Raw genomic sequence first — 25,028 nt, 5'->3', positions numbered from 1 at the left:
CATGATGAAGTATTTAGTACGTCGATTTTTTTATGCAATTCCCATCCTTTTTGGCATTAATGTGCTTACCTTTATTTTATTTTTTATGGTCAATACTCCTGATGATATTGCGCGAATGCATTTGGGGCAAAAGCATGTGCAACAACAAGTTATTGATGATTGGAAAACGGCCCATGGCTATGATTTACCCTTGTTTTTTAACGCGCAGAAAATCGGATTAGAAAAGCTTGAGGCGACCTTATTTTTCCAAAAATCGATGCGTTTATTTACCTTCGATTTTGGGATGTCGGATGCTGGCCGTGACATTAGTCAGGACATTACTTTTAGAATGTGGCCTAGCTTAGCTATCGCTATACCCGTTTTATTTTTAGATGTGTTAAGCAATATTGTATTGGCAATGGCGATGGCGTTTTTCCGAGGTACTTATCTTGATTTAACAGGGGTGATTATTTGCATCATTTTAATGTCTATTTCCAGTTTATTTTACATTATCGGTGGCCAATATCTGTTTGGAAAATTACTGCGCCTGGTTCCTATTTCTGGCTATGATGGGGGAGTAGAAGCATTTAAATTTATTATTCTTCCTGTGGTCGTAGCGGTATTGGGAAGTTTAGGAGCAGGTGGCCGTTGGTATCGAACTTTGTTTCTGGAAGAAATGAATAAGGATTATGTGAAGACGGCACGCGCTAAGGGTTTAAACGAACGCAAAATTATGTTTAAGCACGTGCTAAAAAATGCCATGTTGCCGATTCTTACTGGGATTGTGGTGATTATTCCCTCGCTCTTTATGGGAAGCTTAATCTTGGAGTCTTTTTTTGGTATTCCCGGTTTAGGTAGTTACATTATTGATGCGATCCAACAACAGGATTTTGCGATTGTGCGGGCTATGGTATTTCTGGGGTCAATTATGTATATCGTCGGTTTGGTATTGACCGATTTTTCTTATATGTTGGTTGATCCGCGGGTTAAGTTATCGTAATTATTGATATTCTAGAACTGTGTTCATTAGGGCGAGTTGACAGGATACGTTGTGGAACGCTTAAGAAATCTGTGATGATAATAGAGAATAAAAAATGACATTTGAATTTTTGTGGACCGATAAATGTTTTCTCATACTTCTGGCATTGGGAACGCTTACTGTTTTATTGAGTTTACGCAAACAACACATACGACGTTCATTTTCGATGATTCTGCATCGTCCTATTGCTGTCAGTGCTGGGATTATTCTTTTAGCCTTTCTCACTATAGGCGTATTAGATTCCATTCATTTCCAATCTCATAGTCAATCCGAATCCTCAATATCTGTCCTGGATAAAATCTTATCGCCAATTGATGAAATTAACGAAAAAACTTACTCAGCCCCCTTAGCCTTGTATCAATTTGTTACCGATACTACCTTAGTTAATGGCGTGGTTACCCAGTTTTTTCCTCGTTTAAATTATCCGGCAAAATGGGTAAGCACAGAGGCAGAAAAGAAACAGGTGATTAAAAGTAAGGCTTGGTATTCATTGCAATGGAGCTTAGGTATTGGTCTGACGTTCTTCTGCGTGCTTCTTCTTTATCGTTACTTGCGGGGAGTTCCTGGATGGCGATTTAGCTCCACAAATTTAAGTGTATTAATCACGTTAATCCTACTTAGTTTTTTTATCGTCTATGGTTATCAGCTATCTCGTATTTTCCACGTTTTAGGCACTGGACAAATTGGTCAGGATATTTTTTATTTTACGGTTAAAAGTATTCGCACGGGCTTAATCATTGGTTTATTAACCACACTCTTCATGCTGCCTTTGGCCTTATTTTTAGGGGTAGTTGCCGGGTATTTCGGTGGTCTTGCGGACGACATTATTCAATATGTATACACCACTTTAAGCTCTATTCCCGGAGTGTTATTAATTACCGCATCCGTATTATCACTACAAACCTACATTGCCAACCATCCCGAACAATTTCCAACCTTAGCTCGCAGTGCAGATGCTCGGTTGCTCGCCTTATGCTTGATCTTAGGGGTAACCAGTTGGACTAGTTTATGTCGTCTTTTACGGGCAGAAGCTTTGAAATTACGTGAGGTTGACTATGTTTGGGCGGCGCGTGCTTTAGGTTCTAATTGGTTTACTATTTTACGCAAACATTTATTACCGAATGTGATGCATATCGTGGTAATTACCCTGGTCCTGGATTTTAGTTTCTTAGTTATGGCTGAAGCTTTGCTGTCCTACGTTGGAGTAGGTGTGTCTCCTATGACCATTAGTTGGGGGAATATGATTAACAGTGCTCGATTGGAATTAGCGCGGGATCCTGTGGTATGGTGGCCTATGTTGGCAGCCTTTGTATTTATGTTTTTGTTGGTTCTAGCAATTAACTTATTTGCTGATGCAGTAAGAGACGCTTTTGATCCCCGACAATAATTACGTTAAAATCGACATCAGATTAAAACCGGCGATTGAGTTTATTCTTCTATGCAACAACGTTTCGTTCACCTGCGCGTTCACACGGAATTTTCACTAGTTGATGGTCTGGTGCGAATAAAGCCATTAATGAAGGCATTGCCCTCTCGGGGGATGTGCGCCGTTGCGGTCACCGATCATTGCAATTTATTTGCTGCGGTAAAATTATACAAATCCGCATTAGACTCCGGAATTAAACCGATTATTGGTAGTGACCTTCCTTGCCATGATCCTTTGCAGCCTGAGCGAATTTCATCTTTAGTACTTTTGTGCCTTAATGCGGAAGGCTATAAAAATTTGACCTGCTTAGTTTCTAAAGCATACCAAGAGGGGCAACACCAAGGGCAACCTCGCGTTCAGAATCAATGGATTGAAGAATACTCGGCAGGCTTAATTGCTTTATCCGGTGGCAAGTTTGGTGACATAGGGCAAGCCTTATTGGCTAATGATTTAGAGTTAGCTAGAAACCGTGCGCGATATTGGCAAAATCTTTTCCCCAATCGTTTTTATTTGGAAATCCAACGTACTGGTAGACCGGATGAAACTCAATACAATGAACAATTGATTGCTTTAGCTGATGAATTGCAATTGCCGTTGGTAGCAACCAATGATGTACGTTTTATTGATGCCGATGATTTTGACGCCCATGAAGCGCGTGTTTGCATTCACGATGGTTATACCTTAGCGGATCCACGCCGTAGTAAACAATACAGCGCGCAGCAGTACTTACGTTCTGCAGAAGAAATGGAGGCTTTATTTGCCGATTTGCCTTCTGCGATTCAAAATACCGTAGAAATTAGTAAACGTTGTACAGTAAAACTGGATTTAGGGAATAATTACCTACCGAACTTCCCCATTCCAGAAGGCTCTACGGTTGAAAATTATTTATCGCATCTATCCCAAGTCGGTTTGGAAGAGCGTTTAGCGCAAATATTTAAAAATAAATCGGCAGAAGAGTTAGCTGCTGCACGCGGCGAATACGACAAGCGTTTGCAAGTTGAGCTTGATGTAATTAATAACATGGGGTTCCCTGGTTACTTCCTCATCGTTGCGGATTTTATTCAATGGGCCAAACTCAATGGTGTTCCTGTAGGTCCGGGAAGGGGATCGGGTGCGGGATCCTTAGTTGCTTATGCGCTAAAAATTACTGACCTTGATCCTTTAGAGTATGAATTACTGTTTGAGCGCTTTTTGAACCCCGAGCGGGTTTCTATGCCTGACTTTGATATTGACTTTTGTATGGAAGGTCGCGACCGCGTTATTGACTACGTGGCCGAAAAATACGGTCGCCAAAGTGTGTCTCAGATCATTACGTTTGGTACTATGGCCGCCAAGGCGGTAGTACGTGATGTGGGACGAGTTTTAGGTCACCCCTATGGCTTTGTGGATAAACTGGCCAAACTCATTCCCTTTGAAATAGGAATCACTTTAAGCAAGGCGATGGAGCAGGAGCCTGAGCTAGAGCGCCGTTATCAAGAGGAAGAAGAGGTTAAGGAGCTTATTGATTTAGCGCTGAAACTGGAAGGGATTACCCGTAATGCTGGAAAGCATGCGGGGGGCGTAGTTATTGCGCCTTCCTTGCTTACTGATTTTACCGCAATCTATTGTGAAGAAGGCTCCACTCAAATTGTGAGCCAGTTCGATAAGGATGATGTTGAAGCCGCGGGTTTGGTGAAGTTTGACTTTTTGGGTTTAAGAACACTGACCATTATTGATTGGGCTTTGGCGACCGTAAATAAACAAAATCAAAAAAATGGCCTGCCTATAATCGATATCAGCCAAATTCCTACGGATGATGAAGCCACTTTTGATTTGCTCAAAGCGTGTAAAACAACCGCCGTATTCCAGCTGGAATCCCGCGGGATGAAAGAATTGATTGGTCGATTACAACCGGATTGTTTTGAAGACATCATCGCGTTGGTGGCGTTATTCCGGCCTGGACCCTTGCAATCAGGAATGGTGGATGACTTTATTGACCGTAAGCATGGGCGTGCGGCGGTTGATTATCCTCATCCTGATTTGGAACCTATTTTGAAACCAACCTATGGGGTTATTTTATACCAGGAACAGGTGATGCAGATCGCTCAGGTTCTTGCGAATTACACCTTAGGTGCTGCGGATATGTTACGTCGAGCGATGGGTAAAAAGAAACCCGAAGAGATGGCTAAACAGCGGGAAATTTTTACCGAGGGGGCTACGGCACGTGGGGTCGATGAAAAAGTCGCAACCTATATCTTCGACTTGATGGAAAAATTTGCAGGCTATGGTTTTAACAAATCGCACTCTGCTGCATATGCTTTAGTTGCGTACCAAACGGCGTGGCTTAAAGCCCATTATCCAGCAGCCTTTATGGCTGCGGTAATGTCTTCGGATATGGATAACACGGATAAAGTAGTAACTTTTATCGATGAATGCGCGCATATGAAGCTAACTGTGCTTCCTCCATTAGTTAATCAATCGATGTATCACTTCACTGTGACTGATGACACCACTATTGTCTATGGCCTTGGTGCGATTAAAGGGGTAGGGGAAAATGCGATTGATTGCATTACCCAGGAACGTGAAGCGCAAGGAATCTATACCGATTTATTTAGTTTTTGCCAACGATTGGATTTACGAAAGGTGAACCGTCGGGTGCTTGAAGCCATGATTAAAAGTGGTGCGTTTGATGCGTGGAAGGTTGAGCGTGCGGTGCTGACAGCGTCATTAGAAAAAGCATTAAAGGTTGCTGAAAAAGAGCATCAAAATCAATCCAGCGGTCAATTCGATTTATTTACCCTATTAGAAGATGATGCCAGCAACCAAGAATATGTAGAATGTAAACCCTGGTCTGAAGCACAGCGGTTGGATGGTGAGCGAGAAGTTTTAGGTTTTTATTTAACAGGCCATCCTGCAGATCAATATCGTCGCGAGTTTGTGGATTTTATAGTTCCTATAAGCCAATTAAATCCCTCCATGCATAAAAAAGCAGTAATTTGTGCTCAAGTCTCAGGTATTCGTAAGATTATTACCAAACGTGGTAAAAAATTAGTAATAATTGGTATGGATGATTCGACTTCCAGGATGGACGTGGTGGTCTTTGGGGAAGTATTTGAATCATTTACATCCCCTCTAGCAGCTGGCGACATGCTCGTAGTGGAAGGTGAGGTTGCCCACGATGATTTTAGTGGGGGAGTTAAAATGACGGCCAGTTGTCTGTATAATGTCTCCTCAGCGCGCTCAAGATTTGCCCGTTGTTTGGAATTACGTTTAAAATCAGAGCACCAGGGTATGTTGTCCTCAATTCAAACTATATTAAAAGGTCATTCAGGTGGCTGTGCCGTACAGTTTGCTTATACCAATGAGCATGCAAAGGCACAATTAAGTTTAGCGAAACAGTGGTATGTTGAACCGAGTGATGAATTATTAGGACTTTTAAGCAACTTGCTTGGTGATGAGTGTGCAGTAATGAAATATTAAGATTTATTTTGGAGTTTAAAATGTCTAATGATGTAATTCACCCTAGTTTAGTCACTGAGTATGGTATCTTTAGTTCTACCAAGGTTCGTTTTAACGCGTTATTAAGTCCTATTCAATCACGGTCTTACAAGCGCTCCGATTTTTTAATTTATGCTGGTCGTCCGGTGATGGATGTGATTGCTGCTCCTTCTTTTTTACTTGATGCGGTAATTTCGGCATTCAATTGTGTTACTTCATTGATTGCAGCGGGCCAGCTTTGGGCTAGTAGTGTTTCCCCCAAAGGGTTTCACAGCGATGAGACATTATCAGCAGCTAGTAATCGCTGGGAGCATACGAAGGAGCATTTTTGCTATTGTGTGTCTGCGCTTGCTGCGGCAATTATTAATCCTTTGCTAAGTATTGTAGGATTGTTTACCCGTCCAGTATCCAGTCTTGTTCATGCGGTAGTGGATCTTTGTGCTGATAGTGGAAATTATAGATTCCGTTAAAAGTAATTGTAATTATTGTAGCCTGGTTGCTTGCAACCAGGTTTATCCTTCACGGATAACTAATTCCGATCGCTGAAAAACTAAACTATATCTAAATGTCTGGTAATTCGATCGTTTTCTAATTCCTGTTTAAAGTTACCCAAGACCTTAGTCGCTGCAAAAAAACCTCCGGTACATGCTCCAAGTAATGCGGCATAGGTTGGGATTGCTTCCGTAATGGTCGGTGTTATCTGATTAAATTGTTGACTGCGTGAAAAATGCAGATATTTTTCATCTTCAGTGGCATATTCGCCATTAGGATCAATAACTTCATGATTGGCGCGAGCATATTCATTCCATGACTCTTTACAAATATAACTGGAACTCCAACCTAAGACTGCACCAGTAAGTGAATGGAGTGAAATAGTTAATACGGCTTTGGGAACATATCGTGCTGCAAAAAGTAAATCATCGATTAGATCATGAGAGCTGTTGTCAATAGTGCTGTGTGTGTATGACTTAGGCATATCGAATAAAACAGTAGAATATCGTTATCACATGATACGATAAATTCAATTTTTGATCAATATGTTTTGTTGATATATGTTGGTGTGTTTATTTTGCCACGCAAACGATTTTCCGTGGCAATTTGATTTTTTGTTAACCCAGCAACAGTTTGTCTAATTTTGCGGCACAAATAAAATCATTATGACTTAAACCATCTAAGGCATGAGTCGTAAAGCTTACATGGCAATAGTTATAACCAACTTCTAAATCAGGATGATGGTTTTCAACGTTTGCTATCCAGGCAAGCGCATTCACAAAAGCCATTGTTTCGTAAAAATCTTTAAAGGATAATTCACGTCGAATAATGCGATTATCTGCACTAACCTGCCATTGCTTATTCAATTGAGGTAGCAAATTTTTAACTTGCTCTGCAGTCAATGCAGCCCCAATTCCTTCACATGATTCACAATGTTTGCTGCTTAAATCACTTGTCATTTTGACTCCTTAACGATAGTAACTCTTCAATGCCTCAAGAAAACGAGCATTTTGTTCTTGGGTACCGACAGTTACTCGAATGTAATTATTCATTTTATAGGGATGAAGCGGTCGCACAATGATACCTTTGTCTAAAAGATAATTATAGAGTGACATCCCATCTTCCTTACAGTTAAAGGTAAAGAAATTGCATGCAGAGGGTAGGTATTCTAGATCTAAGTCTTCAAAGCCTGCACGTATTTGCTCCATTCCCTCAGCATTGGTTTTCAAACTTAGCTGGAGGAACTCGTGATCATCCAATGCTGCATGGGCCGCAGTCAGTGCTGCTTGATTGACGGTGAATGGGAGTTGTACCCGTTGCATGATGTCGATAATCGATGGATGAGCCAGCGCATAACCTAAACGTAATCCGGCTAAGCCATAGATTTTAGAGAAAGTACGCGTAATGATGAGATTAGGGTGTTTGGCTAACCAATCGATGCTGTTGTTATTATTGTGCGATGCTGCAAATTCATAATAGGCTTCATCAATGACTAATAAAGTACTTTCAGGAATGCTATTAAGCAGATGCTGTATTTCTTGTTGATTAATGAGTACCCCAGTTGGATTATTAGGATTGGCTAAAAAAATAATGCCTGTTTTGGGGGTACATGCTTCAATAATTGCGGTGATATCAACATGCCAATCATCATGTATTGCAACAGAATGGACGGGGATGTTCAATGTTTGGGCCTGAATCGCATAAGTACTGAACGCATAATCATGAACAAGAATATGTTTATCATGATGTAATACGAATGAATTTAACAAAATGGTATAGATGTAATCGGAGCCATTACTAACGAAAATTTGATTTGTATCTACTTGATGTTTTTGGGCTAATTTAGGTATTAATGGATGATTCGCAGGGGAGGGATACATTGCCAGTATATGAGGCGACATATCTCGGAAGGCTGCTAAAGCCTTAGGGCTGCATCCTAAAGGGTTTTCGTTGCTGGCTAATTTAATAATGTCACTAATCCCTTTCTCACGAGCCAGTTCTTCGATGGATTTTCCTGGTTTATAAGGAACCAATGAACGTATTCCTGGATGAGGTACTTCTTGATAATTAACTGCCATAAACATTCCTTGCTTAGTAATTGACTTCATATTACCTAAGGCAATGCTTTCTGTCACGATGCAAACACTTTAATTCGGGAGATGGGACTTTTGTTGCGAATGATACCCTTACAATTAACTTCGAAGAGAAAGCTAATTGTAAGGGTAATCAAGAGAAAATAATTACATGATAAAATTAGAGGTAATGGATGTTGGTTGTGGGTTAGGTTTATCTACCTTAATATCCTGTTTAAACAAGCCAAACTCTTGCATATAATGGGTAATATTACCCATGCCAGTTAGATTTTTCTTTAATTGTTGGTCAACTAATTCAGGATGTAATTCGCAAAGCTCTTGAGTTTGCACCTTGAACTCTTGTGAGTGAAGCATACCCGTATTTACCTGCTCCTCCATGGAAATAAGCAAATTGGCTAGAATTTTTCTACTAATCACCATGAGCTCTGGACTTTTCGGATATATTAATAAGGCTTTTTTTCCAAGTCCAATAATTTCTTCATTCTCATTCAATTTACGTTTGCACACAATTAAATTGGAATAAAGGGTCAATTCTGCCAGGGCATGTGTTTCTTGTAGTTTAATCTCGTCGTAAATGGCTAAACCTTTTTCAAACATGAGCTTAGTAGTGGTGAACAATTGTTTTTTAAAATAATGATTACCGAGTTCTTTCCATACTTTAGCAATATGCACTAAATTTTGTGCTAATTTCGCATGCTCTGTAGCAAATGACTCTGGTAAATTAGCCTGTGCTTCCTTTAGTAGCTTGTATATAGATTCTAATTGCAGCTTCATCTTCTCAGGGTTAGCATCGATTTGTTGGCGGATCTTCTCTTCGTTACCAAGCTCTGCTAGCCGTTGTTGTACTTGTTGATAATTATTTCGTGCCTTGATTTCTATGAGTGTTTTTTCAAAATGGGCTGTAGGTTCTTGCTGTTCTTTTGCTTTTTGAATCGCGTCCTCATAATGTTTCTCTGCTTGTACTAACCAGTTTGCATGATATTGCGCACGGTCTTCAAAATGAGATGTTACTCGAGTTCTATGATTTTTGAGATTTTTTTTAATCACTTCAAAATATTCTTGAGCATCAAAATAAGCAATATTATTTTGATGTGCTTCGATATGATCGATGAGCAAATCCACTCGTCCCATGCCTGATTTTAATCCTAAAGCTAGGCGATAATGGGGTTCCATTTGTGCATCACCCAGCGGGATTACAGTCGGATAGTTTTTATGTTCAAAGACAACTTCTTTAACTTCCTGCGGATAAACTTGAAACTGGACAAAACGCGGTTTTTTCGAGGGTTCTAATTTTTTAAAGGAGATGGAATCAAATCCAGACATACTACGCAATAACGTTTCAACCCAGGCACTTTCCAGCTCTTTTGGTAAATTATCGGGAGCTTCCATATAGATACACACTTTTTCTTCACCAAAGTTGACGCTATAGTATTTAGGGTAACCCAGTTCCTTCCAGCCTAAAGCGCGAACTTGTTCTATCCTTCGGGCATAAAGAAGTGGTTCTTCAATGTCAGGGTTAAATCGGTTTGCTTTATTTTCAAATAGGTCAATCAGGCTTTTGTGGGCCTCATCCATTTTGACATAGGCAAGAAAGTTATTTTTTACATTAACTTCGGTGACAATGGGTTTGATAGTAAATGGTTTCGGTGAGATGATGTTATTTACTGCATGGACCACGCTTCGTTTCGAGCCGGTGCAATCAAAAACGAAATCACATTCGATGAACTCTTCTACGTTCTCATCATTGGCCACAATAACGCCTTTTCCGGTTGTGCTTAAACGAACAAACAATTTCTTTTCTACCGGAATGTTAAGATATTGGATTTTTTTATAAAGTACACGCTCAACATCTTTGATATGAACGCGTTTCGTTATTGGTTTTGTTTCATTTATTTCTTTCAACACCTTTTGCAGATCTTCTTTGTTCACATGCCCTGGGCGTAAATAAACACCTGCGCGCGGATCAAAAATGGAGGCTTTAATTCCTTTTTGCATCAGTTTGTAAGCAAGGTAGAGTCCTATGGGCCCCGCACCAATAATGACAACTTTGTTCATCAATAACACTCTTATTAAAAAAAATTGTATTGTACGGGATAAAGATTAAGTCAATATTATGTAGAAACAGTATCTACTTGAGTTTTGCTAATTAGGGCGCTATTCTGCGCAGGTTAACCAACCTCAGGAATTATGGACTATGAATCAGCAACAGGGATTTTCCCTTGTCGAAGTGCTGGCATCGCTTTTGCTCGTGACACTGGTCGCTTTATTTTTATTGCAGCAGCAATGGCAAAGTAAGCAATTACTCAGACAAATAATCTGGCGGGAACAAAGCACGTGGTTTTTGGATGCAATTGACGAAGCCTTATTCGCTCAGCTGCAACAGCTTCCTGTTCCTCCTCCAGGCTATCAGTTACAGATTGAAGATAACGCTCAAGACATGGTATTGCGTATACATCATGCTGCCAAACTGAATGTTCTTACTCGACACCATCAGAAGTTAACAGGTTCTTCATGAAGAATCAGTCAGGAATTAGCTTATCAGAAGTATTAATCGGTTTGTTTCTAGCAAGTTTGCTCATGACGACGCTGATGCAATTTTATGGCCAAAGTAAACAGGGTTATATGGAAATGGAACGCCTACTTGCCACGCATTTTGATCTGCGCTGGGTTAGTGATTTATTGAGTGACAGCATTCGTAGGGCGGGCTTTACCCCATGTCTGGGCATCGAGCAGTTAAATCTAAAAAAACAGGGGAAGTCGGTTCCTGGTTTATACATCGAAAATGGACCACGATATTTACTGCAAATCAATCGCATGCATGAGCAGTTTGCGGAGGTACGAAGCATATTCAATACACAGCAGATTCTTGTGCCTCATGCTACTTCATTTAATAAAAAACACCCCTTAATTATTGCGGACTGTGAACAGGCAGAAATACACCAAAGTTTCACGATGAAGCCCCATGCAAAAGGAGTATTAATTACTTTAGCTAAGCCTTTGCAGTTTAAGTATAGAGGTACTGTTTATGTAGGTGAATATTGGGAGGAGCGTTGGTTTATTAAGAAAAATGCTGAAGGAAAACCTGCTTTATTTTACCAACTTGGCCAGTCAGAGGAGCTTACTTCATTCATTCGGTCTTTACATAGCCGTCGGCAACGCAGACATGGAACTGTTGTGGTGCAAGTAACCTTGGGGCTTGTAGAGGGAGACATGCAGGATATTATGGTTACGGTGCGGGGCTCATGAAACGAAAGGACCAGGGATTTATTTTTCTAATTGTCTTACTAATTACGGCAGTTATTAGTTTGTTGGTAGTAAGCTCCATGCAGCATCTGTTGCTCTATTTCAAAACAAGTAATCATCAAGAGGCCTTGCACCAACGTTTTTATCAGTTAGAGGCAGTAGCTCTCCAATTAGCGCAGCAAAAATTTTTTGCCTCGAGTTGCATTCGCCATCAAGACGACGCCAATCATGCATTGGATACTTTGTTGCAGCACCAAGGCTGTTCTTTTAAGAATGGGGAGCTAAGTTATCAGTATTTTATCGAGGATTTAGGTTCCTTTCCCTGTTTGGTGGTTTATGAGCAAGGGCAAAAACGAGCAAGCCATCATCAACGCATTTCGGTGGTGTCACAGGAGGAGGGGATAGCGGTTTCTTTTTTGCAAATTCGTTATCTTAGTGCAGGAACAATAGCGAATTGTGTGGGCAAGGAGCGTCTAATTCGCTTAGGGATTAGTAGTTGGCGTTATTTAGGAGCTGTCTAGGTACTTCCCTCAATAAAATAAATGAAATCAATTGGTTGATGGGGTATACTATTGACCTTTTAAAAGCTGTAGCTCATAATTTGGTTTAAAAATAACCAGCTTTTGGTTGCATTATCCTCCATAACGTGTAAAAATTGTCCTCTATGAAAAAGAAAATACTATATACATCATTATTCGTCGCCATTGCTGCACTAGGTACAACATCCTGGTGGTTTTGGCATTCCAAGCAACTTAAGCAACCTGTAGAACCGCAAAAAACGGCATCTATGTTCAGGCCGGTTACTTTTAACCAACTTCCTGGATGGACGTCTGCCGATTTGAAGCGCTCATTAGCAACATTTCAAGTTTCTTGTCGTGCTTTTGTGAAGCAAAATCCCGAGCAAGTGGTTGGAACTGATCATATTGAGCTGCAAGTAAAAGATTGGCAACCTGCCTGTGCTGCTGCTTTAAGCATAGATTCGATTACTGATAAATCAGCTAAATTGTTTTTTGAAGAATGGTTTCAACCGGTAGAGTTTTTTGATCCGGAGTCTGGACCTGGTTTGTTTACTGGTTATTATGTTCCAACAATTAAGGGCAGTTATACTAAATCGAAGGAATTTAGCGTGCCTTTATATGAAACCCCCGACGATTTAATTACTTCTGATTTAGGAATGTTTTCCGGAGATCTGAAAAATCGCCGTATTGTAGGCCGTTTGGTAAAAAAACAACTCGTTCCTTATTATACGCGTGCTCAAATCACTAGAGGAGCTTTAAAGGATAAAGCTAAAGTCTTGGTTTGGATTAATAGTCCTATTGACCGCCTGTTTTTAGAAATTCAGGGCTCAGGGCTTATTGAACTTGAAGATGGTGAGCGTATCTCTGTAGGTTACGATGCACAAAATGGACAGCCATATACGGCTATTGCTGGAGTTTTAATCAGAAAAGGGGTTATGACTCGACATAATGCGTCTATGCAAGCAATTAAGCGTTATTTGACGGAACATCCTAAACAATTAAATCCAGTCATTAACGAAAATAAGTCTTTTGTATTTTTCCGTAAAATGAATCAAGGAGTGGCTTTGGGGGCGCAAGGTGTATGGTTGACCCCGGGGTACTCTCTCGCAGTAGATAAGCAATGGATTCCTTTGGGAACTCCATTATGGTTGAATACGACACGTCCAAATAGTCTTAAACCTGATGAAAATAAGCCTATGCAGCGTTTGATGATCGCCCAAGATACGGGTGGTGCAATTCGTGGCAAGATCCGTGGGGATGTATTTTGGGGAGACGGAGATCGCGCAACCTCGATTGCAGGTCATATGAAAAACACGGGACATTATTGGTTATTATTACCTAAGCATGCTATTTCTCGTGTAGCCCAGGTTTCTTCAAAGTAATATCTAGTTTAGAGATATGTAAGTTGGGCCATGGTCCAACTTACAATGAAAATACCCTCGAGATAGAGTCCCTTCACAATTAAGGCGCCGCCTTATTTACTACAGCCTCTTTTGGAGTCTGCTCAGCAAGATTCGGAGATTCTGCACCCGCATTTAATGAAGGCACCGTATCTCCTCTCAACGCATCAGCAAGACTAATAAATTTATATCCATTCTTTTTATACATCTCAATAATGTCTTCCAAACAATAGCTGTTTAGTAGATTTGCGTGGATAAGTAATATTTGTTTTATAGGCTGTCCATTATACTTGTTGGTTCTACGTTCTGCTGCCAGAGTTTGTTTCCAAATGTAGGCCAAGTAACGCTTTTTAAATTGATTAATACTTTGTGCTCTCTTGCGATAGGGGATTCTATAAAATTGGGCATTGAACTCATAATCTTTACTGTCAATAGTAACTGGAGCAATGGTGTATTGATGCGCTGCTAAGTAATTCATCACCTGTTGTTTTTTCTCACCAGTTCCTTCAGCAAGGTAAGGATAGCGGAAATATTTTGGTTCAGTCATTACTGGGGCTAATTTAACATCTGCTCGCTCAATATCCGCAATGTACTTGTTTGCACTCATGCTGTTTAGACTGTCATGGGTATAAGTATGATTACCTAAAGCAAAGCCTTGATTGCGGAATGTCTCTAACAGATCCCATTCATTTTTAGCCACAGCACCACCAATCACAAAACCTGTAGCGGGTACTTGGTTATCAACAAGGGCTTTCACTATAGCCATAAATCGATCTTGAGTGCGTTTTAAACTGGCTGGAGTACTTGTGCCTGAACCAACAAAGGGTAAATCATCAATAGTAATGGCTATTTCATGCTCATCAGCAGCAAAGCATGGGAGGGTACAAAATAATAAAGCGACAGCGGTCCATCGACGTAACATGACATCCCCCGTTTGTTATTATTCTTATTAGAGTCTTAAAACTATAGTAGATAATTTTAAAAAAAACAGGGAATGTCATAAGTCATTGCAATGTGTTTCCTTAGTAAGATGGGGATGTAGTTAGGTCATCCGTCTTTTCTTCCTCAGTTGTGCTGGTCAGAGTTGGTTTCGAAGTAGGGAGAGAAATCACGGGGCCAAAATGAGCGACCTCTTGAGGAGCTTTTTCGGTTGTCATCTCTGCTTTCATCGCTTTTTCCGCTGGGCTTGGATATTTGTGAAGTACAGTTTGTACATACTCTGCATCTTCATCAAGATATAAATCTGGCTTAAGTTCTCCATCAAACTCCATACGGTAGCGATCATCTAATAATGTGTTGCGGTTAACGTAGGTGTAAATTCCGCCTACAGCAAGCGAAAGTGTGGCAAGTCCAGCAAATGCAGCAGGAACAGCCATAGCAATAATTGGTGAAGCAAAAAGCACGGCTGGGATGAATGCACTTAAGACGCTTAAACCCACAAAACCTACTAACGCACCTGCACCAATCAAGGGCACGCGATGAAAACCAAAAACATTACGGTCACTATTGGCCTTCCAGGCCGCAAGCTCTTGGCGTGTTTGACACATCAAGTTAAGCCCTTCGCGTTGGTATTCATTTAGGTAGAAACTTATATTGTACAGATTATCACCATAATTTTCTTCATTAGCCTTGGTCATTTTGCGAGCATACATTTCAGCTCCAATGGCGATTAAAGGCATGGCAACCATCATGGCAGGTAATAGGAATGTAGCTAGTGGAACAAAAAAAGCAGTAGTTGTTGCCACCACCGCAAATAAGACGGATGCGAGCGCTACAAGCGGAAAGGTGGCTGCTACTCCCCAGGCGATACCTTGAGCTATTTTATCATTGGTGCGCAGCATGCTTTGTTGTTGAGGTTGATGGCCTAAAAGAAAGTAAGGCAGATTAGCTCTTGTTGCAAAAAGATCATTTACTACGCCGTATAAAATGCCACTTAAATAGGCTGAGGCACCGGTAAAAAGGCCAGCAGAAACTGCGGTAAGCCAAAAAGGAGCACCACCAATAAGAGTGGTTGCCACAAAAAAGGCGACAATTACTGCAGAGATACCAACACCTGTAAAACCTGCACGTAGAAGTTGATTCAAAGCATCATTTTGGGGTAATTGCTGACCATGCATCCTGGGATTGCGATAAAGAATACGATAGACCCCATTTTGTTTAAAATGATTCAGTGTGGATTGCCCACCCTCTGTCTGCTCAAGAAGAGCAATTAATTTGTTTACGTTATCTCTAGCAGGACCTAATGATCCTCCTGGCTTAAGGGTTTCTTGGCAGCTAGAAATAAGTGTAATTATATTTTTATCTTGCTCTAGCTGTGAGTTTAATGGTTGTTTTGCATCCTCAAGAATGGCGTGGAGCAAATATACTTGCTGGTCTTCGGTCATTTTTTTTGCATCAGATGAGAGTAGATTTTGTACATGAACTTCTGTTAATGCCATGCTGCACTCCTGGAAACTAGCTATAGAAGGCTCAATTATATTAAAAAACAACTTTGTGGTCAATATTTGATCTTTGTGCTTCATTGTTTTAATTATTTTTATTTCAATGAGCAATAAGACACAATTAGAGACAAAACTTGCTCTTCAATCGCCCATCACTGTGTTAATCATCATCAACTTGATTCTTAATGTTTCTCATCGCTTCGCTAAGCAAGCTGGTCCTTGCTATAATGAGCATAATGGTAAGAATAGTGAGGGGTAAAAGATGGCTCCACCGAAACAGGCCAAGTTAACAGTCACAGGCAAAGATTTCATAATCAGATTGATATGTTATCAAAAAGAAATAGTGGGATATGAGAGCCTGATTGAGCGCGCTGCTAGGAGAATTGAAAAATTAGAAAGGGCTGGGCAGAATGTTGATACCTTATTGCGCTTGTTGCATGATTTAAAAAATTGCCTGAACGATTATAAAAAATTCAGCGAACTATTTGAGGATGCTAATCGACTCTATGAACAGCCTATGCGCTTTCGTGGTGGAGTACAGCTTGAATTAAAAAATAAAGATTTTATTAACGAAGAGACTATCGATAAGTGTATTCCACGGCTATATAAAGCAATTGTTAAGCGCAGGGAACAGCTCGTCGAAGAAGAAAATAAATCGTTTAAAGACAGTAACAAAACTAAACAAAATATGACAAGTGATGAATGGGAGCAATTGCAACAGAAACATAAAGAAAATTTAAAACGTATTGAAGAGCACCGACAATATCAACTAGCAGATAATGTTGATGGCGGTGGGATAAGTAAAAAGTCAACTCAAAAGGCTCAGTCATCCTCAGCAGAAAATACTAATACTATTGCGACTGAATTATCTGAAGCTATCAAAGTTTTTCACCTACAATTATCTTTGCTTATTATCCAGTTTAATTTGTTAAACTTAAGTGAATGGGAAGAGAAGTGTGTTGATTTTAAGGTATTGATATCAAATGCGATTACTGCTTTAAAGGTAGAAGTACCTCAAGCGGAGCAGGAGCTGTTGGCAGAGACCATGCAGTCAAATGAAGCGATGATACGTCTGTTTAATGATGATGGGGAGAGGAAATCCAGAGTATCAATTGTACTGCAGAACCATCTATCAATTGAAGAGATAGGCATGTTGTTTGAGACGGATTTGCCAGATGAGATTAGCGTTGTTAATACGGGGCATCGGCGACAAAATGCAAACCACATCGAACCCCAAGCTGGGTCTTCCGGTGTTCCCAAGGTTTCTGCTGGCCATTCAATGTTTTCATCTTCTGTAGATCAGGCAGCTTCTAGCTCAAGTAGTTTTGATCAAGGGCGAGAAGCGGTTAGCCATCTCCCCAAACAAGCACTAGGAGGCTCGCAACAGTTGAAGATCTTTAAGAGAGGAGAAAATACTAAGTCGCCGAGAAAGAACAGTGATGGAAGCGCAACACCGCCGGGTAGTGTAAAGTTACCTGGAATAGGGAAAAAACCAGGATAAGAAGAGCTTCCAGTTTTTCCCAACATCCGTCCTTTTGTCGATCGAAAGCCGAGATAGTACGGATGTGGTGTTTTAGAAAGCTTAATGACATTAAAGAAGGCCTCTCGAAAAATGAAGTTAATACTGTGTCTAGACGCATGAGCTTAGTTATACGTATCGATTAATACCAGTTATGAATATGTAACTTATAGTTTTAATAGTAGGGCTAAAGCCATCGTTCAATTGAGCGAAGAAACTCCAAATCAAAAAATAATGGAAGTAGAACCCGAATTCGAATAAACGTAGGAGCCCTGAACATTCATCCGGATTTTCTTTGCATATTATGCGGGTCAATAATCTCATATCCAGAAAGAGGTGATTTTGATCAGTTGTGTTTTTTTTGATACAATTTGATTTTTTTAGTTAGAGATTTTTATGCCTAAATTTTATTTTGATAGCCCACAGAAAAAACTTGGTGACGCTGCAAAAGATGAAGAAAACTATGAACAGGCCCTATTTTATTATCAGCAAGCATTTACCCACTTAAATCAAATAATCGCACGTCCTAATTTTGTTGAGTCACTTTATTCTTATAATGGTTTAGCTGGCGCGTTAAGTGATATTATTTTCTGTTCGGCACATTTATCTCTTAACTCTCTGGAACAATGGAGCTATCAAAAAATCGCCGATTTCAGACAAGAAATAATGGCTCATCTTGAGCGGATGCACTCTGTGGATGAAGCGCTGACAAAAATTGTACTCAATGATTTGCATGCTAGACGCCGAAGAGCAAAAATTTATGGTGTTTTGGCGAGTGTAGCGGAGGCTTTGAGCGATCGGTTAGTTGATATTTTCGAGCAAGATCCTGCCGAAGACAACTTATTAATGGCATTGTCGTGGCTAGAAAAGGCTCTAGAGTATCGTAAAGCAATAGAGCTGCCTATAAAAATGCAACTGCATCTTGGCTATTTAAATTTATTAGAGCGTGCCTTTCGAATAGAAAAAGACCAAGATTTCTTAGTACAGATGAAAGATTACATCCGACTTAATGCATTAGAAAATAACATAAGACCAGGTAGTTCCAATCATTTAGAACTTTTAAATTATCAATTGTTAATTGCTATAGAACAAAAGAGCTCCAATGAGACTGCTCATTTCATTCGCCAATACAGAATACTCATAAAGGCACTCCCCCGTCTAATACAGAATAGACAAGTTATTAATGACATTGGTGAATTAATCCAAAAATCTATACAATTAAAAGCACAACCACAAAATTTAAATAAGAAATCTTCTAGAAGAGTGATAGAAGAAGATGAAGAGGAACTAATCCTGCTAGAGCAAGAACGAGCAAAACGACCTAAACTGCAAGAGGCAAATAATGAACAACTGGGGCAACCTATGCATATTTTGCAAGCTCCAATAAGTAATTCATTTTTTGCACAAAAAGACAGGGCGCCCAAACCGGGGACAACCCCATCCAGCCAAATATTTGCATCTGCTATGAAGCGCGTAGCACAAAATTATAGCGAGCCTGAGTTTTTGGCAACGTTATTATCTTTTGTAGCCCATTTTTATTATTATAAAAAATGCCCATACGAAATGAACATTACCAAGGCTCATTTAATCGCTTATTCAATGTATTCTGATGCGCTAATGATTGATCCACACTGCGCTCATGCGTACCGGGAATATGGAGCTATTACAGAATCATTACATCTGCATTCGCCCGAGCGACGTTTCTCAATGAGTGATTTGGAATGTTTTAATCAAGCTATTGATAATCACATAACTGAGGTTGAGACTTTTATTGGTGAGCGTGAATCTGAAGAAATTTTTTGTGAGCTATTCCTCCATATAGTTAATTATACTAGCAAGAAAATTGATAAAACGAAGGCCGATCAAGTGGCTTCCCTCATGTTTGAAGCGGACCATAACGATAACTCTAGCATGCACATGTAGGCTTTGGGGGGCTCTATCAGCCCCCTTTATATTATCCTGAACTCGGTAGTTGAATCTGCTGCGAGCTACGACTGCGCAGATTTAAAAGGTTATTTGCCAATCTTCGGGCCCTCGCTCTGCATCTTTCATAAGTTTTATCAGCTCATTAACAAGCTCTTTGAGCGCAAGGCTCTCTTGATCTTGAGCAGGCAAAACAGCGCCAGAGGGATGTGCTGCGAAGTGAGTTTAAAATAAACCATGAGACCTCCGGCCAGAAGTACAAGAGCAAATCCGATGGAGCCAGGATCATCCTGGGTTCGTTGTTAAAGTTTGTGAAAAATCCGAACCCTACATTTATAGAACTCATGTTAGGGCGCTGTGTTGTTAATGATTCAACGAAGAGCTTATGATTTTTGTAATTTTGAAAATTACAGAGTGCGCGTTAAGGTTCTTTGTAGGTGATTATAGCTGCCGTCTTAAATGGAAAATAGTGCGAGTTTTTTTACATTGAGTTTACACGGGGATTTAAATATTTGATTTACATGGTGGCCAGAGACGGAATCGAACCGCCGACACGAGGATTTTCAATCCTCTGCTCTACCGACTGAGCTATCTGGCCCCAATGGGATGCATTAAACCCTTTTATGGCCTTAGAGTCAAGCACTGATTTCATTTTTTATGAAAAAATCTGAGGCCATTCAACAGTTTGGGTTATTATGTTTCAAAATGGATTAATTTGGAGTATATCCAGCAGGTTTTTCTGAACCTTCACCGAAAAAATACTTTTGCATTTCTTCTTTTAAAAATTCTCTTGATTTGGATTCGAGCAAATTTAAGCGATACTCGTTGATTAACATAGTTTGATGAGACAGCCACATGTTCCAGGCTTCTTTAGATACTTCATTAAAAATTCGTTCACCTAGAGCGCCAGGGAAGGGGGCTTTTAACATACCCTCAGCATCGCGCTTTAATTTACAACAATGTACGATTCTAGTCATAATTTACCTCTTATCGCAGTTAGTGTAGCCTGTTTGCTGTCAAACAGGTTTCTATTTCTCTGTAGAATGTCGGAGAGTGTGATTCAATGTAATTAATAGGTCGCAGGGGTACGGACCTATTAGAAAGGGTGTAGTTTACTGTGGATTAACTAATTTGTAACCTTTTTAGTCGGAGCGAGTTTTTACTTGTCCCAGTAAAATATGCTGGGATAATATTTGTTCTTGTTCATCCGTTAGACCATTAAAGGTTACCGCCGTACGATAATGGTGTTCACTTTGATATTGGCTATACACCACGGTTGCTTCCAAAATAATTGGAATCATTTTGGGCTTAGTATAGATAACCATCTTTAAATTGGTTTTTTCTTTAATAAGCTCTGATGTTTTAAATGCCATGCCGCCAAGACTAATGTTTACTTTACGCATTTGAATGGTATTGGTCATAAGCATTTGTCGAGACAAATAGTCTATTTTAGTATTTAACAGATTAAGATAATGCGCTAAAGCTGGGTCTTTTAATGCAATAGCCTGGGTTAATTCAGCTAGTTCGTAGTCAATATTTTGGAAATAATGCGATGCTTCCAAATAGCGTTGTCCATTTTTACCCAATAACTCATCGACAACGGCTCTATCCGAGCACATTTCACCCGATTCCATAATTCGGTAGTTAAAGTATATATAATCCTCGATCCGGAAGTGTTGTCGTCGTTCATGTATTGGCATAATAACTCCATTTATTCAATATACTTTAAACTGTCTGTTTTAGATATGGTTAGCTTTGAAAAGACCAACTTACTTATAATATAGACAATTTTTAAAGCATTGCTAAATATAATTGGAAAACGCGTATAATATAACTTGTTGGCCTGAACTGTAAGACTTACTTGTTTTTTCTTTGTCTAACTTATTGAGTTTATTAAAATAAGCGCACGTCCTTGAGCGCTTATCTTGTAGTACTTTAGCAAACGACTGCTAGTGAGCTTTGAGTGGAGGAGGTAGTGGATTCAATTTCCTGTGCAGCAACAGCCGCCATCAATGAATTGAGTGCTTCTCCTTTAAAAACAATACTCGTGCCACGTAGAGTCGCTTTATTGAAGAATCTATGTTGTTTTCGAGCTTGATAAGAGCTTGGTTGTTGTTTTTTAACTGCGGCAAAAAATCGCAAAGTTGCCTTTGTTTTTGCTGCCCTCTCAATTTGTTTCTCTTCTGCATCAGCTTCTGCTTCTGGATTTGTATCTGAACTTGGATTTGGAATATAAACTACGCTGCCGGAGTTTTCTTCCTCCTCACCGTCCTCTTCGGATTGATGAGTTGACGGTGATTGTTTGTCTCCATCGGTTTCTACAATGCTATTAATGACGAAGGATGGTTGTGAATTGCTATCTCCAACAGTTTTCTTAATAACAACACTACTTGAAAGCGATTCGTCTTCAAATGATTCCTCATCCATATCTACCTGGGAGTCTTCCTCTAAGGAGGCACTTGCCATTGCTAACGGTTGTTGAGGTGGCTCATTCAGGTTTAATTCTGCTTCGCCGATACTTTCCGAAATAGTTTCCGCAAACGCTGTTTTTATTTCCGTCATGTTTGCTTGTAAGAAATCAATCATGTGTTGAGATTGTTTAATTCCCAAATGTCTCAGATGTGTTTCAGATAAGTATATGAATGGAACAAAATGAGATTGGAATTCGGGTCCTGCAAAATTCAAAGCAAGGTTTATTTCTGTTACCTTAGTTACCTCGGGTACGCGGAAATATCCGAAAGATAAGTAATGAATCAGTTTTTGAGTGAAGCTTGCATGTGGCCAGTCCTGGTCTAATAATGTTTTTTCAATAGAGCGTGAAATATTAGAAAAATAAGTCTTCGAACATTGTTCATAACATTTAATCGCAAGTTTTTCCGCAAATCGATTTAGGCGACATTCTTGAGGTTCGCGATTGGTTAATCGAATAAAGAGAGCATTTGCTTGCTTCAATAATTCTTCACTACTTAGTTTATTATTTAATAATTCATTGATTTCATTATATTCTTTTTCAAGTCCTACTGATGCTGAAGGCAAGACCTGTTCGACATCTTCGTAAAAATTAACCGGTTGCTTATTGATGGTAAATAATAATTTCTGCATTTGGCTAATAGACAGTCTTCTTCCTTCTTCTTGACGAGTCATTTCACGAATTAACAAAATATAGTTCTTAATTTGACTGTTCCCATCTTTAAAATAAGACTCTATATCACAATCAGGACTCCAATAATCGTCAGGTACCTCATCCATTTTTGTTAATAGTAAGAACTCTTTTAAAGCCATACCTACCTGGTATGCCATAAATTGTTCCATATCAAATCGAGTTTTGTAGGCTTTAGGTACATACCCATCTTGATCTTCATTGAGGCAGTCAGAATATTCTTGGGGTGCATATTGAGGTGTAGAGCGTAAATTTGATGCAAGTTGAGACTTTCCACTAACAAAGGTTTTTCTATCCGCAACAATTAATCGTTTGTTATGAGCCAGAAAGTTACTTAATTTAATATCCGGATGGTACACATCTGCCTCTTTTAGTTTGAGGCAAAAGTCATTTATTCTTTGGAAAAAGTGAGCTGCAGTGCTGAGAATGAACGCCGTATTTTTATTTCTTAACCGTTTTGCCACACTACGTAAATCGCCTTCATTGGCAAATTGGCTTAAAACTAAAGGTTTATAGCAGACATCACCTTCTCCATCTTTGAATTGGATCATCGAAAATGCAACATCATCTGCAAAATAATCAGTTACTTGGTAAGAATGTAATTTCTGTTCAATACCTAATTGTGGGCGATCTTCGATACGGAGAATAAATCGCTTAGACGCTTCTTTTTTAGATTCTTCTTTTGCGAATTCCTCTTCAAACACCTTGATATCTAACGTGAAATTAAAATTGTTTGCTTGGTGATCACCTAAAACAGCTGTTTGATATCGTTCACTCACTTCTTTGTTATGGCCTTTAATTGCCGAAAGTTTATCTTTGGCTTTAGCTAAATCTTCAAGGTGTCTCTCTTTGGTTGCTTTATTTTTGGATTGATTTTCCATTAAGTAATCAATGCGGCAACAAAGAGCGATGTATAAAGTTCTATCTTTTGCGTCAAGAACGCTTTTTTCAAGGAGCTCATCACGTTGTTGCATTAGCTTGTAGATGTCGTTATATGCCGCATCTTTGGGTAGGGGAGGGTAAGATCTCATTCTGCTTTTTATCGCTTTGGCAAACTGAGCGCTTTTTAAGAAAAAGGATCCATCGGGATCAATGCCATAAGTATTTAAAAGTGATTCCCAAGACCCAGTATGGTCAGGATGGCCATTACGCCAATTAAATAAACTTTGATTTAAAGGGACTTTGTTCAAGTGATATTGAATTCGTTGTAACTGAAATATACGTTGGATATGATCATCTTGCGGAAGTGCATTAAATTGCTCAATACATGCTTTTAACAGCCCTCGTCCAATTTGAGGATAAGGGGGGAGCTTTGCAAATATCTGGCTTATACGATAATTTAATTCAACGAACTGTGCTTGGCAACGTTCAAAAGGTAAGTTTTGTTTTAATAATTGATTGAGTGAGTCTGTTAATCTCTGGGCATTCTCTTCGGTACGGGGAGCGGGACGGTGCCCTACACTGTTTGCCACTACATCAGCAAATTGAGTCGCTTGTAACAGGGGCACAGCGAGAGGATTAATGTCCAAAGACACTAACAGCGCTTGCCAACTTCCTTCTTCATCTGAACTGGCATTTATCCAACGAGTTAAGTTTTCATCGGCTCGAGTATGCTTCAGCAAAAAATTAAGTTTTTGCAGGTAAAAATAGCGCTCGAGATAATTTTCATTTGGAGTCTCATTAAACTTTTCTATAAGTTTTTGAATTTCCGGATGACTTGTTTGATCAAATAGATTGTTTAACTGACTCATTGGTGCTCCAACAAAAAGCGATAAGGTATAAAAGGGTCCTAATTGAACCTTAAAAATAAAATTGATTAAATTTAACACAGGTAGATGTCTTATTCAAGAGCACAGTGATTATTTTTCAATTTAAAATTACAGAGCGCACCTGATTAAATCTGGTCTTAGCAATAGAGAATTACTACCACCAGTACCTGGTTTTGTGCTTTAATAACATTTATTCTTTATTCCCATTTGAAAAGGTTGAGCATGACTTTTGTCGTAACTGAAAGTTGCATTCGTTGTAAGTACACAGACTGTGTTGAAGTCTGTCCTGTGGATTGTTTTTATGAAGGGCCTAACTTTTTAGTGATCCATCCCGATGAATGCATTGATTGCGCATTGTGCGAGCCAGAGTGCCCTGTGAATGCTATTGTTTCTGAAGACGATTTAACCGATGAGCAACAGCCGTTTAAAGAATTGAATGCCAGACTTGCACAAAAGTGGCCAAATATTACGGCCAAAAAAGATGCCCCAGAAGATGCTAAAGATTGGGAAGGGGTAACTGATAAACTGCAATATTTACAAGAAGAGTAG

At 39.6% G+C, this 25,028-nt stretch carries 20 protein-coding genes and 1 tRNA gene; 11 read left to right on the top strand and 10 right to left on the bottom strand.

What is annotated here, in order from left to right; genetic code table 11:
* Position 1 precedes the first annotated feature (1 nt).
* The 4 genes from J2N86_RS10680 (at position 2) to J2N86_RS10665 (ending at position 6,391) form a co-directional block, all read left to right on the top strand.
* A complete protein-coding gene (locus J2N86_RS10680) occupies positions 2 to 979 on the top strand; it encodes an ABC transporter permease (protein WP_252579437.1) in 978 nt (325 codons plus the stop codon).
* A gap of 94 nt (positions 980 to 1,073) precedes the next feature.
* A complete protein-coding gene (locus J2N86_RS10675) occupies positions 1,074 to 2,405 on the top strand; it encodes an ABC transporter permease (RefSeq protein WP_252579435.1) in 1,332 nt (443 codons plus the stop codon).
* 51 nt (positions 2,406 to 2,456) lie between these two features.
* On the top strand, positions 2,457 to 5,903 hold the full coding sequence (dnaE, locus tag J2N86_RS10670; protein ID WP_252579433.1) for a DNA polymerase III subunit alpha: 3,447 nt from the start codon (positions 2,457 to 2,459) through the stop codon (positions 5,901 to 5,903).
* A gap of 20 nt (positions 5,904 to 5,923) precedes the next feature.
* Positions 5,924 to 6,391 carry a hypothetical protein gene (locus J2N86_RS10665; protein WP_252579431.1) on the top strand — a complete coding sequence of 156 codons (468 nt, stop codon included), beginning with the start codon at positions 5,924 to 5,926 and terminating at the stop codon, positions 6,389 to 6,391.
* 80 nt (positions 6,392 to 6,471) lie between these two features.
* Here J2N86_RS10665 and J2N86_RS10660 read toward each other — a convergent pair whose 3' ends face one another.
* From J2N86_RS10660 to J2N86_RS10645, 4 genes are all read right to left on the bottom strand, one after another.
* Entirely contained in the window at positions 6,472 to 6,897 is a 426-nt protein-coding gene (locus J2N86_RS10660; protein ID WP_252579430.1) for a hypothetical protein, read from the bottom strand.
* A 133-nt stretch (positions 6,898 to 7,030) separates the two neighbouring features.
* The gene (locus tag J2N86_RS10655; protein ID WP_252579428.1) at positions 7,031 to 7,372 is read right to left on the bottom strand and encodes a 4a-hydroxytetrahydrobiopterin dehydratase; all 342 of its coding nucleotides are present in this window, start codon (positions 7,370 to 7,372) and stop codon (positions 7,031 to 7,033) included.
* 9 nt (positions 7,373 to 7,381) lie between these two features.
* Positions 7,382 to 8,491 carry a histidinol-phosphate transaminase gene (gene hisC, locus J2N86_RS10650; RefSeq protein ID WP_252582442.1) on the bottom strand — a complete coding sequence of 370 codons (1,110 nt, stop codon included), beginning with the start codon at positions 8,489 to 8,491 and terminating at the stop codon, positions 7,382 to 7,384.
* 162 nt (positions 8,492 to 8,653) lie between these two features.
* Complete coding sequence (locus tag J2N86_RS10645; RefSeq protein ID WP_252579427.1) at positions 8,654 to 10,561, bottom strand: NAD(P)/FAD-dependent oxidoreductase; 1,908 nt, start codon at positions 10,559 to 10,561, stop codon at positions 8,654 to 8,656.
* A gap of 139 nt (positions 10,562 to 10,700) precedes the next feature.
* Here J2N86_RS10645 and J2N86_RS10640 point away from each other — a divergent pair, with 139 nt between their 5' ends.
* From J2N86_RS10640 to mltA, 4 genes are all read left to right on the top strand, one after another.
* Positions 10,701 to 11,021: a type IV pilus modification PilV family protein gene (locus J2N86_RS10640; RefSeq protein ID WP_252579426.1), complete on the top strand. Its 321-nt coding sequence runs from the start codon at positions 10,701 to 10,703 to the stop codon at positions 11,019 to 11,021.
* The gene (locus tag J2N86_RS10635; RefSeq protein ID WP_252579425.1) at positions 11,018 to 11,752 is read left to right on the top strand and encodes a PilW family protein; all 735 of its coding nucleotides are present in this window, start codon (positions 11,018 to 11,020) and stop codon (positions 11,750 to 11,752) included. Before J2N86_RS10640 ends, J2N86_RS10635 begins: the two co-directional genes overlap by 4 nt.
* Positions 11,749 to 12,270, top strand: coding sequence for a type II secretion system protein (locus tag J2N86_RS10630; RefSeq protein WP_252579424.1), 522 nt, complete (start codon positions 11,749 to 11,751; stop codon positions 12,268 to 12,270). The genes J2N86_RS10635 and J2N86_RS10630 overlap by 4 nt, the downstream gene beginning before the upstream one ends.
* 143 nt (positions 12,271 to 12,413) lie before the next feature.
* The gene (gene mltA / locus J2N86_RS10625; RefSeq protein WP_252579422.1) at positions 12,414 to 13,649 is read left to right on the top strand and encodes a murein transglycosylase A; all 1,236 of its coding nucleotides are present in this window, start codon (positions 12,414 to 12,416) and stop codon (positions 13,647 to 13,649) included.
* A 79-nt stretch (positions 13,650 to 13,728) separates the two neighbouring features.
* On the opposite strand, the gene J2N86_RS10620 is transcribed toward mltA, so the two are convergent.
* Positions 13,729 to 14,589: a polysaccharide deacetylase family protein gene (locus J2N86_RS10620; protein WP_252579420.1), complete on the bottom strand. Its 861-nt coding sequence runs from the start codon at positions 14,587 to 14,589 to the stop codon at positions 13,729 to 13,731.
* A gap of 100 nt (positions 14,590 to 14,689) precedes the next feature.
* Positions 14,690 to 16,105 carry a hypothetical protein gene (locus tag J2N86_RS10615; protein WP_252579418.1) on the bottom strand — a complete coding sequence of 472 codons (1,416 nt, stop codon included), beginning with the start codon at positions 16,103 to 16,105 and terminating at the stop codon, positions 14,690 to 14,692.
* Between the two features lie 265 nt (positions 16,106 to 16,370).
* Here J2N86_RS10615 and J2N86_RS10610 point away from each other — a divergent pair, with 265 nt between their 5' ends.
* Positions 16,371 to 17,609 carry a hypothetical protein gene (locus J2N86_RS10610; protein ID WP_252579416.1) on the top strand — a complete coding sequence of 413 codons (1,239 nt, stop codon included), beginning with the start codon at positions 16,371 to 16,373 and terminating at the stop codon, positions 17,607 to 17,609.
* Between the two features lie 414 nt (positions 17,610 to 18,023).
* Positions 18,024 to 19,550 carry a hypothetical protein gene (locus J2N86_RS10605; RefSeq protein WP_252579414.1) on the top strand — a complete coding sequence of 509 codons (1,527 nt, stop codon included), beginning with the start codon at positions 18,024 to 18,026 and terminating at the stop codon, positions 19,548 to 19,550.
* Between the two features lie 522 nt (positions 19,551 to 20,072).
* Here J2N86_RS10605 and J2N86_RS10600 read toward each other — a convergent pair.
* The 4 genes from J2N86_RS10600 to J2N86_RS10585 form a co-directional block, all read right to left on the bottom strand.
* Positions 20,073 to 20,148: transfer RNA gene (locus J2N86_RS10600), tRNA-Phe, on the bottom strand.
* A gap of 112 nt (positions 20,149 to 20,260) precedes the next feature.
* Entirely contained in the window at positions 20,261 to 20,527 is a 267-nt protein-coding gene (locus tag J2N86_RS10595) for an oxidative damage protection protein (protein WP_252579413.1), read from the bottom strand.
* A 165-nt stretch (positions 20,528 to 20,692) separates the two neighbouring features.
* Positions 20,693 to 21,250 carry a PilZ domain-containing protein gene (locus tag J2N86_RS10590; protein WP_252579411.1) on the bottom strand — a complete coding sequence of 186 codons (558 nt, stop codon included), beginning with the start codon at positions 21,248 to 21,250 and terminating at the stop codon, positions 20,693 to 20,695.
* A gap of 235 nt (positions 21,251 to 21,485) precedes the next feature.
* Entirely contained in the window at positions 21,486 to 24,461 is a 2,976-nt protein-coding gene (locus J2N86_RS10585) for a hypothetical protein (RefSeq protein ID WP_252579410.1), read from the bottom strand.
* Between the two features lie 240 nt (positions 24,462 to 24,701).
* On the opposite strand from J2N86_RS10585, the gene fdxA reads away from it, so the two are divergent.
* Positions 24,702 to 25,028 (top strand): ferredoxin FdxA, encoded by a 327-nt coding sequence (fdxA, locus tag J2N86_RS10580; RefSeq protein WP_252579408.1) that lies wholly within the window; start codon positions 24,702 to 24,704, stop codon positions 25,026 to 25,028.

Origin of the sequence: Legionella lytica (assembly GCF_023921225.1) — a bacterium.
In the GTDB taxonomy this organism is placed as follows: Bacteria; Pseudomonadota; Gammaproteobacteria; order Legionellales; family Legionellaceae; genus Legionella; species Legionella lytica.
The sequence above is the reverse complement of the archived record's forward strand: the minus strand, read 5'-3'. Positions and strand labels throughout refer to the sequence as shown.

Excerpts from the sequence above, each read along its gene's own strand:
- mltA (WP_252579422.1), top strand. The coding sequence starts at position 12,414 with ATGAAAAAGAAAATACTATATACATCATTATTCGTCGCCATTGCTGCA.
- J2N86_RS10630 (WP_252579424.1), top strand. The coding sequence starts at position 11,749 with ATGAAACGAAAGGACCAGGGATTTATTTTTCTAATTGTCTTACTAATT.
- J2N86_RS10620 (WP_252579420.1), bottom strand. The coding sequence starts at position 14,589 with ATGTTACGTCGATGGACCGCTGTCGCTTTATTATTTTGTACCCTCCCA.
- hisC (WP_252582442.1), bottom strand. The coding sequence starts at position 8,491 with ATGGCAGTTAATTATCAAGAAGTACCTCATCCAGGAATACGTTCATTG.
- J2N86_RS10585 (WP_252579410.1), bottom strand. The coding sequence starts at position 24,461 with ATGAGTCAGTTAAACAATCTATTTGATCAAACAAGTCATCCGGAAATT.
- J2N86_RS10640 (WP_252579426.1), top strand. The coding sequence starts at position 10,701 with ATGAATCAGCAACAGGGATTTTCCCTTGTCGAAGTGCTGGCATCGCTT.
- J2N86_RS10675 (WP_252579435.1), top strand. The coding sequence starts at position 1,074 with ATGACATTTGAATTTTTGTGGACCGATAAATGTTTTCTCATACTTCTG.
- J2N86_RS10660 (WP_252579430.1), bottom strand. The coding sequence starts at position 6,897 with ATGCCTAAGTCATACACACACAGCACTATTGACAACAGCTCTCATGAT.
- J2N86_RS10635 (WP_252579425.1), top strand. The coding sequence starts at position 11,018 with ATGAAGAATCAGTCAGGAATTAGCTTATCAGAAGTATTAATCGGTTTG.
- J2N86_RS10655 (WP_252579428.1), bottom strand. The coding sequence starts at position 7,372 with ATGACAAGTGATTTAAGCAGCAAACATTGTGAATCATGTGAAGGAATT.
- J2N86_RS10680 (WP_252579437.1), top strand. The coding sequence starts at position 2 with ATGATGAAGTATTTAGTACGTCGATTTTTTTATGCAATTCCCATCCTT.
- J2N86_RS10615 (WP_252579418.1), bottom strand. The coding sequence starts at position 16,105 with ATGGCATTAACAGAAGTTCATGTACAAAATCTACTCTCATCTGATGCA.
- J2N86_RS10595 (WP_252579413.1), bottom strand. The coding sequence starts at position 20,527 with ATGACTAGAATCGTACATTGTTGTAAATTAAAGCGCGATGCTGAGGGT.
- fdxA (WP_252579408.1), top strand. The coding sequence starts at position 24,702 with ATGACTTTTGTCGTAACTGAAAGTTGCATTCGTTGTAAGTACACAGAC.
- J2N86_RS10610 (WP_252579416.1), top strand. The coding sequence starts at position 16,371 with ATGGCTCCACCGAAACAGGCCAAGTTAACAGTCACAGGCAAAGATTTC.
- J2N86_RS10665 (WP_252579431.1), top strand. The coding sequence starts at position 5,924 with ATGTCTAATGATGTAATTCACCCTAGTTTAGTCACTGAGTATGGTATC.
- J2N86_RS10605 (WP_252579414.1), top strand. The coding sequence starts at position 18,024 with ATGCCTAAATTTTATTTTGATAGCCCACAGAAAAAACTTGGTGACGCT.
- J2N86_RS10645 (WP_252579427.1), bottom strand. The coding sequence starts at position 10,561 with ATGAACAAAGTTGTCATTATTGGTGCGGGGCCCATAGGACTCTACCTT.
- J2N86_RS10590 (WP_252579411.1), bottom strand. The coding sequence starts at position 21,250 with ATGCCAATACATGAACGACGACAACACTTCCGGATCGAGGATTATATA.
- dnaE (WP_252579433.1), top strand. The coding sequence starts at position 2,457 with ATGCAACAACGTTTCGTTCACCTGCGCGTTCACACGGAATTTTCACTA.